Genomic DNA, 14,726 nt, shown 5'->3' on the forward strand with positions numbered 1-14,726 from the left:
ACGAACAAATAATTTCTTGGAGGAAAAACAAAATGAAGGTATTAGTGCCTTTCCTGATGATTGGGCTTGCTATGCTGGCTGTTCCGCAAAAAAGTTTTGCACAGGGTGAAGCTGCCGTTCCATTTTTACTTTTATCACCTGATTCAAGATTTGGTGCGCTTGGTGAATCAGGAACAGGTTTAGCCGATAACTCAGCCGCAATATTTTGGAACCCGGCAGGCGTTGCATTTCTGTCTGGTACAGAAGTATCAATTACGCACAGTAACTGGCTGCCTCAGTTTAATCTGGATTTGTTTTATGATTACCTGACTTTCAGAACCTATCTGGAAGAATTGAGTGGTAATGTAACTGCAAGTGTTACTTATATGAATTTTGGTGAATTCGTCAGAACTCTTGAAGGTGGACCTGAACCAGTTGGAACTTTCAGTGCATACGACGCAGCACTTACACTTGGATACGCTACCAAGCTTGGAAGTGATTGGGGTATTGGTTTTAATTTCAGAATAATCCACAGCAGGCTTTCTGATCAGCCGACCGGTGAGGAAGAAGGCAGCGGTGTTGCAACATCTGTTAGTTTCGACGTTGCTGGAATGTGGCGTCCGGAGTATTTGAATATTTTCGGATGGGAACTTGAAAACCGATTGAGTATTGGTGCTAACCTGAGCAATCTTGGTCCAAAGATAACATACATTGATGCTAAACAATCTGATCCAATTCCAACTAACTTCAGATTGGGATTCGCATTCCAATTGTTAAGAGATGAATTTAATTCCTTAGTCTATACTCTTGATTTCAGCAAATTACTTGTCAGCAGAGATTCAACATCATCAGAGGAATTTTACACTGGAATAATTACTTCCTGGGGTGATAATACGATGAGTGAAGAGATAAAAGACGTTGTTACATCAATGGGATTAGAATATTGGTATGGAACGCCGGGTGATTTTCTATTTGCATTAAGAAGCGGTTTCTTCTATGAAGACCCTGCACATGGAAACAGAAAGTTTATGACATTTGGCGCGGGTTTAAGATATGATATTTATGGATTTGATTTCAGCTACATAAGTTCAATTGAAGAAAACCATCCACTGGATGGAACATTAAGATTTACGATTTTAATTGGCTGGGGAGCAGCTCCGGAACCACAGAGAGGATTTCCAAGGGGCATCTAAAATTTTCTTATGAAATATTTACTTCTCTCTCTTCTCGTAATATTTGAATTGGGCAGGTTATCTGCCCAATCTTTTGTTGGAAAGATCAATCCTTTTCCCGCAGCAAGTCAGAATATTGTTACAGCAGATGATACATTAAAGATTCTTGCCATTATGGTTAGTTTCCAGCAAGATGCTGATGGAACAACTTCTGGTAATGGAAAGTTCGGCAGTATATACTCACAGAATTATGGTAGCGATATTCTCGATCCACTTCCACACGATAAAAAATATTTTGAATCGCATCTCCTTTTTGCAAAAAATTATTTTGAAAAAGTTTCTAAAGGAAAACTGAACATACAATACGAAGTCCTGACAGATACTTTTTCTGTTACTGATCGAATGCGGAATTATTCACCAGCTCCCGGTTCCGATGATTTTACAAACATCGCAAATTTTGCAGTTGAGGCGTGGACGAAAGCTGATCAAATCTATCCCGGATTTAATTTTAGTGAATACGATGTGTTTCTGATTTTTCACGCAGGTGTTGGAAGAGATATTTCGCTTCCCGGAAGTATTGGAAATGAAAGAGATCTTCCATCTTTGTATTTGAGCGAAAATGCTTTTAAAGAAATTTATGGAAATGAATTTGAAGGTATTCCGGTTTCAAACGGTAATTTCAATATTAAAAACAGCATGATTATTCCTGAAACTGAAAGCAGGGAACTTCAAACAATCAGCGGGACATTTCTTTTTGAAATTACAATTAATGGTTTGATTTGTGCAAGCATTGGAAGTCATTTCGGTTTACCGGATTTATTTGATACTGAAACCGGTTTAAGCGCAATAGGTAGATTTGGGTTGATGGATGGACAAAGCATTTTTGCTTTTCTTGGAACATATCCTCCCGAACCATCTCCTTGGGAAAAAATAAGAATGGGCTGGATTGAACCGGTAACTATGGAAATTCAAAATGCTGATGTTAGTCTCGTTACAAATCTTGCTTCTTCAATTAGTGATACAGTCATTCTTAAAGTTCCTCTAAACTCTTCTGAATATTATTTAATTGAAAATCGTATTCGTGACGCAAACGACAACGGATCAATAATTAGTTATGTGATCGGTGATGTATTCCGCAACAAATCTTTTCCTAATGACACAACAGGTTACCGCAGCTTTGATGTTGATTCACTCTCAGGAGTTATAATTGATGTTGATGAGTTTGACTGGGCGGTTCCCGGAAACGGAATTGTCATCTGGCATATTGATGAGAATGTGATTAACGAAAAAATTGCTGAGAATAAAGTCAACACAGATAAAAACAGACGTGGAGTTGATGTTGAAGAGGCTGATGGTGTTCAGGATATCGGTGAGAGATTTTATACAATTTTCGGAGATGAAGTTATCGGTGAAGGAACAGAAGATGACTTCTGGTTTGAAGATAATCCTTCTGAATTATTTCAAAACCGTTTTGCAAAAGATACCAGACCAAACACTTTAACAAACACCGGTGCAAACAGTTTAATTACAATTAAAGATTTTTCTGAAATTGATAATCGGATGAGTTTCAGAATTGAGTTTGGCGATTCTGTCGTGAAGCCTTTATTTACACTTGATTTAATGACTGATGGGGAAGCAAATGGATTATCAGTTTTGACTGATGATTTTGGGTTAACTAATTACTATGCTTTAGTTAATTCTGATCTGAAAGTAATTGATGAGAGTTTAACTACAAGCGAAGTAAGTGCGTTCTCTGAATTTAAAATGTCCGGTAACGTCAAAAACAATATTCAACGTTCTTATGGTGTGAATAAAAATTTGTTAAATATTCGAACTTCAATTTCAGGTACGTTTGAATTGCTGGTTAAGGATATTCAGGAATTAATAACCTCACCTTCATTAGTTTTTATTGATGGACAAGGAGTTGGACGTTTAACAATTGGTACGGGCAATGGTAAAATATTGTTTTATGATGAAGCTGCTGGCAATCCTAATTTGATCGATTCATTTAAAATTGACACAACGAATATCATTAAGCAAATTTCAGCATCTGGTGATTATTTCGCTTTTATCACCGAATCAAAATTAGTAAGTAGCCCACCATCATCTCTTACTCTGTTTTATGATAATCAAGGATATACCTATTCATTTACATCAGAATTACCATTTAGAATTGCGACGACAAAAAACCAATCAGGAATCAATTCATCCATAGTTCTGGTAACAGGTAATAAATTTTATACAATTGAGTCCGGAGCCGCTGTTGCGGAATTTTCCATCCCGGGTTCTGATACAATCCATTCATTTGCACTTACTGATCTAAAGCAGGACGGCACAAACTATATCGCTCTTAATAATGTAAATAATATTGAAGTTTATAATTTAACTGGTGCAATTGCAGATAACTTTCCTTTCACTGATCCCGAAGGAATTGGCTTTGTTGGAACTCCGCTTACAGCAGATTTTGAAGGTGACAGCAAATCAGAAATTATTTCTGTAACTAAAGATGGAAGAATATTTGCAATAGATGGTGGAACAGGTAAGGTTGTTCCGGGATTTCCTATATCGTGTGGTGGCAGTGTTTCAGTAACTCCTGTTTTATATAATGCAAATGGTAAAACTAATCTTTTAGTTTTAAATGATCAGAATGTTCTTTCAGCATGGTCAATCAGTTCTGTTGAAGGCAAGCTTTACTGGTCAGAAGAATATGGCAATCCACAAAATACATCATTCGTGGATGCAGCGGAGAACACTAACAGGATAAATGAATTCTTTCCATCAAGCAGAGCATATAATTATCCAAATCCGGTTTATGAAGGAACAACAAACATCCGTTACTATGTTTCTGAAGATTCAAAGATTAACATAAAGATTTTCGATCTTGCAGGAGACTTTGTCGCAGAACTGAATGATGATGCTCAAGGTGGAATGGATAACGAAACTGTTTGGAATGTTGGAGATATTCAAAGCGGAGTTTACCTCGCAAGAATTGAAGCAGCGTGTGATTGCGGGAAAACAGAAGAAGCAGTTATAAAGATAGCGGTCGTAAAATAACATTGCGTCATTTAGTTGTCATTTGCTTCGCTGTCATTCTTTGTTTGAAAGTTTAGAATGTAAAATATTGAATTGACAACAAATGACTATTAATGACAATGAATGACTATCCAATCTTTCAAATCAAATGAAACAATTTTTAATATTAACTTTTTTAATCAGCTTATTTACTCTTGGTGGAACATTCGCCCAGTTCACAGAATTTCATCCTGAACTCGATTGGTTTACAATCAAAGGCAAACATGTTGAAGTCCACTATCACAACGGAGCAGAACGAACGGCAAAAGTCGTAGCCAAGATTGCGGATGAAGTCTGGGATCCGATTTGCTCTTTGTACGATTACGAACCTGATAAAGTGCATTATGTGATTAAAGATCTTGATGACTACTCAAACGGTGCAACATATTTTTTCGATAATAAAATTGAAATCTGGACAAGCGCACTTGATTTTGATCTTCGCGGAACTCACAACTGGCTTCGTAATGTAATATCACACGAATTCACACATCTTGTTCAGATACAATCAGCGATGAAACTTTCACGTTCAGTCCCTGCGGTCTTTCTTCAATTATTAAATTATCAGGAAGAAAGAAGACCAGACATTCTTTACGGCTATCCGAACTATGTAATTTCTTATCCAATTGCTTCAGTGAATGTACCTGCCTGGTTCGCTGAAGGAACTGCACAATATATGCGGCAGGAATTTGATTATGATAACTGGGATTCTCACCGCGATATGATTTTACGCAGCTATGTTCTCGATGGAAATATGCTGACCTGGAACGAAATGGGTGTATTCGGTAAAACAAGTCTTGGCAACGAATCAGTTTACAATTCAGGTTTTGCACTGACACGATACATTGCCCAGCAGTATGGTGAAGATAAGTTAAGAGAAATATCGGAAAAGCTCGGCAAGCTCGGTAACTTTACAATTGATGCAGCTTTTGAAGACGTTCTTGGTAAAAATGGAAATGAAATTTATAACGAGTGGAAAAGTTTTCTTGAAAAAGATTACTCACAGCGGGTTGAGAAAATCAGAACAAACTTAGTTGAAGGAGAGATGATTGCTGATAAAGGATTCGGGAACTTTTATCCGACATTCAGCAAAGATGGAAAAAAGATTTACTACATATCAAACAAGTCATCTGATTATTTCAGTCCTTCTTCAATTTATGAATATGATTTGGAAACAAAGACAGAAAAAAGTTTAGTAGTGGGAGTCCGTTCAACTTACAGTTGGATTCCCGGTACAAATAAAATTCTTTACTCAAGGATTACAGAAGACAATCCAAACTGGTACAATGTTCACGATATTTTTATTTATGATGTTGATGAAGATGAGGAAACAAGGTTAACGGAAAACCTTCGTGCAAACCAGCCGGATGTTTCAGGTGATGGTAAGAAAATTACATTTTTATTTCAGAAAGACGGAACTACCAATCTTGGAATTATTGATATAGATGGTAAAAACTTCAAAGCTCTTACTGAATTTAGTAATGGTGAGCAAGTTTATAATCCGAAATTTTCAAATGATGATTCATTTATCATATTTGATTATTCATATCATCAGACAAGGGACATTGCAAAAGTAGATGTTGATGGCAGCGATTTTGAATTCGTCATCCAGACGAATAAAGATGAAAGGAATCCAACATTCGATAAGAATGGAAATATTATTTATGCATCCGACGAAACCGGTATCTTTAATATCTATTCATTAAATGGTTCAACTAAAGAAAAGAAACAGTTGACGAATGTTCTTGGCGGCGCTTTTATGCCAGCTATTGATGAAAATGGCAAAATCACTTATGCAGGCTATACTTCTTCAGGATATAAAATTTTCTTAATTGATAATGATGAGCAAATAGATGTTGTGGAAGGTAACTCTTATGTATGGAGAAAAAATCCTCCGCTCGATTTATCAAAACCAAATGGCGATATAGGAAAGTTTAATGTTGACTCCTTAAAGAACTTTAATGATTATGAAACACCTGAGTATGTGGAAACAAAATACAGCGGCGCATTTTCAACATTAAGCTTCTTCCCATATATCAGATTTGATAATTACAACACTGAAAACAGTTTCTGGCAGAGAATAAAACCCGGCGTTTATGTTGCGTCAAATGATATGCTGAACCGTTACTCAATCTTTGCAGGTGCAGATATAAATGCAGTGTGGGAACGTGATTTGTTCTTCATCTTTGAATATAAAAATAAACTTCCATTATTAAGTCTTATTGGATTAAGACCGGAACTTTCCGCAGAACTTTACAGTGTCAGCAGAAAATCTGATGTGGATGTTCTGTTCGGTGCCGATACCGTGAATGGAAATGTTTCCTACGATCAGATAATTCCGACTGAAGTTACTTACAATCTGCTTGAATTTGATTTTGCTGCAAGACATCAGATAATTAATCGTTATAACGATCTTGAGCTCAGATTTATTTTCAGTCGTTACACTGCAACACTAGCTAGCTTCATAATTCCAACTGACGGTGAACCAATTCTATACCCAACTTCAGATGATACTTATTTCATTGGGAGAGATTTCAGAGTAAGTTATAATTTTGAAGCACTTAAACCTACACGTGATACTGATATCAATCCTGTTGGAATGTCACTGGATATAATTTATGATTATGAATGGAATGAGTTTAATGATGAAGGTGAATATGTAATTGAAGATGGATTACTTGTACCAAGTTACAATGATTATAATTTCCATCGCATTTTGTTTGACGGAAGTCTTTATTCACAACTTTGGGGAGATCACACACTTACAACACGTCTGGTTGGTGGAACAATTCTCGGTCCTGCTGTTCCTGACTTTTTTGATTTTTATCTCGGCGGTTTGATAGGAATGAAAGCTTATCCTTTTTACTCAATAAGCGGAAATGAAATTGCCTGGGTTAATTTCACTTATCGCTTCCCGTTATGGCGAAATATTGATTATAAATTGAGCTTCCTCTATTTTGATAAAATATTTCTCTCATTCCACTTTGATTATGGAAATGCGTGGACTGGAAACTTCACATCATTTTCTGATTTTAAAAAAGGCGCCGGTGCTGAGATCAGACTCGATATGAACTCTTATTATCTTTTCCCGACTGCTATTTTCTTTAATGCTTCTTATGGCTTTGATAAATTTGATAAGGTCGTTGAACAGGGTGTTGCAACTTATGGCAAAGAATGGAGATTTTATGGTGGAATTCTTTTCGGGTTTGATATTGTTAATTCGAAAACAGCTTTTACAAATCCAAATCGTTTAAGGTAACCACGATGAAAACGACAAAAATATTTTTACTTTTTCTATTTCTTATGATTTCAGCTTTTGTGTTTGGACAGGAAAACCCGGACAATAAAATTGAATTGACAGGCAGCTTGTTTGCAGATTCGAAAATTATTTCAAGTAACTATATCGAATTAAACAGAAACCCGATGGCGGATGATCTCCCGTCAAAAAAATCTCCCGTGCTTTCTGGTGTATTGTCTGCGATAATTCCGGGTGCCGGACAAGTTTACAATGAAGACTGGTGGATTGCAGGAATATTTGTTGCAGTTGAAGCAGCTTTAATTACAACTGCAATTACTTATGATAATAAAGGCGATGATCAAACTGAATTTTTCGAAAATTATGCCGATGATTATAATAATCCAGATCACAACTGGAGTGTCGTGCGCTATGCTGAATGGCTTGTTGAATTTGAATATAACAATGACCCGGAATTGTTGAACAGAATTATAATTAGTAATGATCCGAATCTTCCGCCATGGGAACGAATAAACTGGGCTGAGTTAAATGCCGCAGAAACAGGTTCACATAATCTTCCACCTCACGGAGAGCAGCAGTACTACGAAATGATTGGAAAGTATCATCAATATGCCGGCGGTTGGAATGATTACACAGGTGGAGCAAATAATTCCCAGATTTCTCCAAATTTTGATTACTACTCAGGTTTGCGTGGGCAGGCAAACGATTATTACAATACCTCATCAACTGCAGTTATTGGAATTTACATCAATCATCTCTTGAGTGCTGCCGAAGCTGTATGGGGTGCGACGAGATTTAATAATAATTTGGCTGTAAACTTTAGAGTTGAACCAATCAATACAGCAACTGGAACTGAACTCATACCTACATTGAACATGAAGTTTAGTTTTTAAATTTAATTAAATGAAAAATTTACGAAGGGCGGGTCATTGACTCGCCCTTCATATTTTAAATCATTACTTTTGCGTAACAAAATTTTATTATGACCTATGAAAAAATATTTACTAACTCTTACTTTAATACTTAACACAATAACATTTGCACAATATAATCCTACTTCACCTTATCTGATTAATCCTGATCTGGCGATTGGTTACACAGATAGTTGTGCCAATTTCTGGATTCAAACGTGGGATAATTCAATTGGTGGATTCTTCACAAACATAGATAAATTTGGAAATGTAATTACACAGTGGGGTACGAATAAAAATATGCTCACTCAGTCACGCAATGCGTATGGAATGACTCGTGCATATATGCTGACAGGTGATACAACTTATCTTCATTACGCAAAGATTGCATTGGACTGGATGTATCTTCGCGCCTGGGATGAAACGTATGGAGGATGGTTTCAGGAACTTGATGTAAATGGAAATCCAATTAATCAAACTGCAAACAAAACTGCTTTTTATCAGCATTATGCTCTACTTGGAATTGCTGCTTATTACGAAGCAACAGGAGACACAACCGCCTGGAGCTGGTTGATGAAAGGTTATCAGCATCTTGAAAATTTTTATTGGGACGAAAGACCTGGTCTTGAAGGCTATTTTGATCAAACGAATTATACAAACTCAACAGCCTGGAATAAAAGTTTCAATGCAACTGTCGATGCAATTACAACACATCTTCTATATCTGTACTTGATGACAGAAGAAGAAAGTTACAAAGAAAGACTTCTTGAAATTGCTGAAGAAATAAAAATCAGATTTGCTGCAAGTATGCCACAGCAGGCTATTGGATTTGTAGAGGAGTTCGATTCTGACTGGAACTGGGATAATAGCGCAACAATGACAATTATGGGTCACGTTTTAAAAGCCGGATGGTGTCTCGCAAGAATCAATCAATTATTTCCTGATACAAGCAATATGAGTGCTGCTGAATATATGATCAACGATGTATGGCAAAATGGTTATGACCACGAATATGGCGGACCATATAAAGATTTTAATCGTATCACCGGTGAAATGCTGCTTTGGGGATTGCAGGATTCTGCAAAAGCATGGTGGCAAATGGAACAAGCTGTTGTTGCAGGATTACAAATGTATAATCAAACCGGTGAAAACTGGTATCTCCAAATGGCAGATGAAACCATAAACTTTTTTATGCAATTTTTTGTTGACCATCAGAACGGTGAGGTTTATGAGAACAGGAAACGCCGCGGCGGTTTTGCTTGGAATGAAGCAAAAGGAAATTCCGGTAAAGCTGGCTATCATTCGATTGAAACCGGATATTACACTTATCTGTATGGAAAACTTCTTTATCATTTTCAACCGTCAATACTTCACTACAAATTTTATTCGTTAACAACCGATAGAGATATTAATTTAACTCCGATTGCTATTAATAATGATGCATTGAAAATTTCTGAAATTTTACTTGATGGACAAGTATATACTGATTATGACCCGGTCAATCGTGTACTTCATTTACCGTCGGGATTTGGTGGAAATTTTATAGTAAGATATGAACCAATAAGTACGGATATTAACCCGGATGAGTTGGTAACTGTAGATGGATTTGAGTTGATGCAAAATTATCCGAATCCATTCAATCCAGGCACTACAATCAAATATCAATTACCTGATGCAGTAAATGTTTCACTTAAAATATTCAACTCACTTGGTGAGGAAGTCGCAACATTAATTGATGATGAATTTCAGAACACCGGTTCTCATTCAAAATTATTCATTGTAAATTCTACATTACCAAGCGGTGTATATTTCTATCGTTTGCAGGCAGGGAATTATATTGACACAAAGAAGATGATATTGTTGAAGTAATCTTCCGTCCCAAATATTTATATTTAAGTCCCGAGTTTCTCGGGACTTTTTTATTAACTAGAATATATGAAAACACCTTTAGTTGTAATAGTCGGAAGACCGAACGTCGGAAAATCTACACTCTTCAACAGACTTGTTGGAAAAAGAGATGCGATTGTTGACAATGTAAGTGGTGTTACTCGAGACAGAATTTATGGAGAAGCGGATTGGGCTGGTAAAAAATTCCAGGTAATTGATACTGGTGGTTATGTGCCTGAAAGTGAAGACGTTTTTGAAACTGCAATCCGTGAACAGGTTGAAATTGCAATTAGTGAAGCTGATAGTATTATATTTGTTGTTGATGTTCGCGACGGTATCCTTCCAACCGATAAAGAAATAATGACAATGCTTCGCACTTCCGGTCGTGAGTTTTTTTTGCTTGTTAATAAAGCAGATGCACCGGGCTTTGATGCTGCTGCATCAGAATTTTATAAACTCGGTGTCAAGAAAATTTATCCGGTATCCGCGTTAAGCGGAAGAAATCTTGGTGATTTACTTGAAGATGTAACCGATGGCTTTTCTGAACAGGAAAAACCTGAAGAAGATCCAAGACTTAAAATTGCAATTGTCGGAAGACCAAACGTCGGAAAATCATCACTCGTAAATTCACTACTTGGCGAAGAAAGAAGTATAGTGACAGATATTCCCGGAACAACCCGCGATAGTATTGATACGATCCTGAAATATTACGGTGAAGAAATAGTTTTGATTGATACAGCAGGACTTCGTAAAAAGAAAAAAGTTCAGGAAAGTATTGAATTTTATTCTAATATAAGAACATTAAAAGCTATTGGTGAGTGTGATGTTGCAGTTGTAATGATCGATTCAGTAATTGGTTTAGAAAAGCAGGATCAAAAAATTATTGATGAAGTTGTTCGCTGGAGGAAAGGATTGATCATTGCAATAAATAAATGGGATCTTGTTGAAAAAGATTCCAACACTTCAGCGATGTACGAAAAATTACTTCATCAAAAAATGGGTGCTATCGATTATGCGGAAATAATTTTTATCTCTGCACTTACGAAACAAAGAATCTTTAAACTTATTGAGCTCAGTAAGCAGGTTAGCGGAGAACGGAAAAAGAAAATAGCTACTAAAGCACTGAATGAATTTCTTCTGTCTGAAATTGAAAAATCACCGCCTCACACAACACCATCGGGTAAAGAAGTTAAAATAAAATACATTACCCAGATTGGTGAGCATTATCCCATCTTTGCATTCTTTTGCAACTATCCAAAACACGTCGGAGATAATTACAAACGCTTCCTCGAAAAGTTGATTCGAAGTCGTTGGGGATTTAAAGGAGTTCCGATGACACTTAGCTTTAAATCAAAATCATCAACGCAGGAATAAATGAAACGACCTGTAAAAATAATTGTTGTTGGTGGAAATGCTGCTGGTCCTGCTGCCGCTGCAAAAGCAAAACGATTCAATCCAAACGCTGAAGTAATTTTGTACGAAGGAAATGAATTCATTTCGACAGGAACTTGTGAAATGCCTTATGTGCTGTCTGGTGAAATAGAAAATATTAATAAAATTATCTACTTCAACCCTTCAACATTTCAGAGAGAAAAAAATGTTAAAGTATTTATAAAACATTTTGTCGAAGAAATTGATACTAAAAAGAAAATAATCATCGTAAAAGACTTAATTGAAAATAAAATAATCAAACAGGATTATGATAAGCTTATACTCTGCACAGGTTCAAAAGCCAAAACATTACCCGACTTTGATACGCATATAAAAAATATTTTTAATCTCAAAAATGTAAATGATTTGAGAAGATTAGATGAATATATCAGACTAAATAAAGTTGGAAAAGCTGCAATTATCGGTTCAGGATTTATTGGTTTGGAAGCAACAGAAGCTTTAGTAAAACGAAATATCAAACTTAAAATTTTCGAAAAAGAAGCAAAACCATTTCCGATTGCAGATAAAGAGTTTAGTGATGAAATCCAAAATATATTGACTCAGAACAGAGTTGAATTCTTTAGTAATATTGAAGAGATCGAACCGGTTATTACTGAAGATAAGCTTGTAGCAGTACGAATTGGTGAAAAGTTCATTGAAACAGATTTGGTTTTGATGACTATCGGTTTTGAGCCGGAGAATTTTTTAACACAATCTGTAAAACTTGAAATAGGAAAGTCCGGAGCAATCAAAGTTGATCAATATTTAAAAACATCGGACCGTTTTATTTTTGCTGCTGGTGATAATGTTGAAGTTTTAAATGCAGTTACTGATAAACCGGATTATATTCCACTCGCAACTCATGCTTATAGTTTGGGTCGTATTGCAGGAGAGAATGCTGCAGGTGGAAATGTAAAGTATGATCCAATCATTAATAATATTAGTGTGAAAATATTTAATAAATATTTTGTTCAGGTTGGATTAACTTCAGGTGAAGCGACCAAATCCGGATTCGAGTTTGAAACTTCTTTTATTAAAACGAAAAACCTGGTTGATGTTATGCCCGAAAGTGAATTTGTAATTGGTAAATTGGTTGTTGATAAACAGAATAAACGAATTTTAGGTGCATCATTTTTTGGTGGCAGGGAAGTTTCTGGTTATGCTGACCTGATATCGGCATTAATAAAATTGAAGGCTCCGGCATCTATTCTTTCAAAAATTAATTATAATTATACACCACCGCTTTCTCCGTTTGTAAATATTCTAAGTTTACTCGGTAAAAAATTTACTCAATTATAAATAGGTTACGTATTGAAAATGAAATCAACTTTCAAAAATCTTATCATCATTCAGCATCCATTGGTAAAAAAAGATGTGACTATTTTACGTGATAAGAAAACAAATGCTGAAATATTCAGAGCAGCAGTGACGAGAATTTCTAATATTATGGCTGTTGAGATCAGCAATTCTTTTTCTCTTAAAGAAGTAAAAGTTGAAACTCCTCTCGAAAAAACTATTGGTTATAAATTACAGCAGGACATTGTCTTAATTCCCGTGCTTCGTGCAGGTCTCGGAATGGTTGAAGGTTTTCTACAGTTAATTCCGAATGCAAAACTTGGTCATGTTGGATTAGAAAGAAATGAAACAACTCTTCAACCAAATAGTTATTATCTTAAAACACCAAAGAATCTAAAAAACTCGGAAGTGATTTTGCTCGATCCAATGCTTGCTACAGGTGGAAGCGCATCTGCTGCAATTAATTATCTGAAAAAACGAGGTGCTAAAAATATTGTATTTGCCTGCTTGATTGCTGCACCGGAAGGGGTAGATAAACTTCTAAAGGAACATCAGGATTTGATAATATTTACATCCGTACTTGATCGTCAGTTAAACAAAAAAGGATTCATACTTCCGGGATTGGGTGATGCAGGAGACCGCACGTTTGGTACGCTATAAAATATTTTTATTCTTTATTACATTCCTGATTTCTATTAATACTTCTGCGCAGGTTTATCCGGATAAAGTTATTGATTCGCTATTGCGTTCCGGTATAAATCAGATTGTCAACCAGCATTACGATTCTGCCGAAAAAATTTTCAACAAGTTGAATAATGATTATCCAAATCTACCTCTGGGAAAAATTTATCTTGCTGCAAATAAAATAGCTGAAACTTACGACTATGCTAAAGAATTTGATGAAGAGTTTATACTTAATAAACTTGAGAGTGCGAAAGATCAGGCTGAAAAGCTATTGAAGAAAGATCAATCGAACATTTGGTACAGATACTTTTATGCTCTCGCGGAGGGTTATATCTCTTATTTTGAAGCAATAAATGGCAGCTGGTTATCAGCACTTTCATCAGGAGTAAGTTCTATATCCGAATTTGAAAAAATATTAACTATCAAACAAAATTTTTTTGAAGCATACATAGCCATCGGAACTTTTGAATATTGGAAAAGCAGAAAAATGGAATTCATGGATTGGCTCCCATTTGCAAGCGATACAAAAAATACAGGTATTGATCTCCTGGTAATTGCCACAGATTCAGCAACTTATAATACTTACCTGGCAATGAATTCATTAATTTGGATTTATATTGATCAGGAACGATATAATGATGCTATCAGTGTTGCTGAAAAAGCATTAAAAGAATTTCCTGATTCAAGGACTTTTAAATGGGGACTTGCAAGAGCATACGAAGAGAAGAATCCTTCAATGGCAATTCAATTGTATAAGGAAATTCTGGTATCATATCCATCATCTGTAACAAATAATAATAAAAACATAATTACACTTAAGCATCTGATTGCTCAGCAATATGCAAAGATAGGCGATCGGAAAAATGCACTTAAATATTGCGAAGAGATTTTGTCCATCAAAAATTTACCTCAGGAAGATGATAGTGAACTTGGTGAGAGAATTGAAAGAGTTAAATCATTGAAGAAAGAACTGAGTAAAAGTAACTAGTTTTTTCCCTCAATACATCCTGACTTTAACAAATGAATAAAATAAAGTAAATT

At 35.7% G+C, this 14,726-nt stretch carries 9 protein-coding genes; all 9 read left to right on the plus strand.

The annotated features are described in order from the left end of the window. Positions 1-32 precede the first annotated feature (32 nt). The 9 genes from porV (at position 33) to HND39_13580 (ending at position 14,673) form a co-directional block, all read left to right on the plus strand. On the plus strand, positions 33-1,172 hold the full coding sequence (porV, locus tag HND39_13540; GenBank protein QKJ97225.1) for a type IX secretion system outer membrane channel protein PorV: 1,140 nt from the start codon (positions 33-35) through the stop codon (positions 1,170-1,172). A 9-nt stretch (positions 1,173-1,181) separates the two neighbouring features. Further along, positions 1,182-4,205: a T9SS type A sorting domain-containing protein gene (locus tag HND39_13545; GenBank protein ID QKJ97226.1), complete on the plus strand. Its 3,024-nt coding sequence runs from the start codon at positions 1,182-1,184 to the stop codon at positions 4,203-4,205. Between the two features lie 127 nt (positions 4,206-4,332). After that, entirely contained in the window at positions 4,333-7,479 is a 3,147-nt protein-coding gene (locus tag HND39_13550) for a biopolymer transporter Tol (GenBank protein ID QKJ97227.1), read from the plus strand. A gap of 5 nt (positions 7,480-7,484) precedes the next feature. Then, positions 7,485-8,369, plus strand: coding sequence for a hypothetical protein (locus HND39_13555; GenBank protein ID QKJ97228.1), 885 nt, complete (start codon positions 7,485-7,487; stop codon positions 8,367-8,369). Positions 8,370-8,465: 96 nt separating this feature from the next. Continuing rightward, a complete protein-coding gene (locus HND39_13560) occupies positions 8,466-10,256 on the plus strand; it encodes a T9SS type A sorting domain-containing protein (protein ID QKJ97229.1) in 1,791 nt (596 codons plus the stop codon). 66 nt (positions 10,257-10,322) lie between these two features. Continuing rightward, on the plus strand, positions 10,323-11,648 hold the full coding sequence (gene der / locus HND39_13565) for a ribosome biogenesis GTPase Der (GenBank protein QKJ97230.1): 1,326 nt from the start codon (positions 10,323-10,325) through the stop codon (positions 11,646-11,648). Further along, complete coding sequence (locus tag HND39_13570) at positions 11,649-13,004, plus strand: FAD-dependent oxidoreductase (GenBank protein QKJ97231.1); 1,356 nt, start codon at positions 11,649-11,651, stop codon at positions 13,002-13,004. Positions 13,005-13,022: 18 nt separating this feature from the next. Further along, positions 13,023-13,661, plus strand: coding sequence for a uracil phosphoribosyltransferase (gene upp, locus HND39_13575; GenBank protein QKJ97232.1), 639 nt, complete (start codon positions 13,023-13,025; stop codon positions 13,659-13,661). Next, a complete protein-coding gene (locus tag HND39_13580) occupies positions 13,630-14,673 on the plus strand; it encodes a tetratricopeptide repeat protein (GenBank protein QKJ97233.1) in 1,044 nt (347 codons plus the stop codon). Before upp ends, HND39_13580 begins: the two co-directional genes overlap by 32 nt. The last annotated feature ends 53 nt before the right edge of the window (positions 14,674-14,726 follow it).

This window comes from Ignavibacteriota bacterium, from assembly GCA_013285405.1.
Classification (GTDB): domain Bacteria; phylum Bacteroidota; class Ignavibacteria; order Ignavibacteriales; family Ignavibacteriaceae; genus IGN2.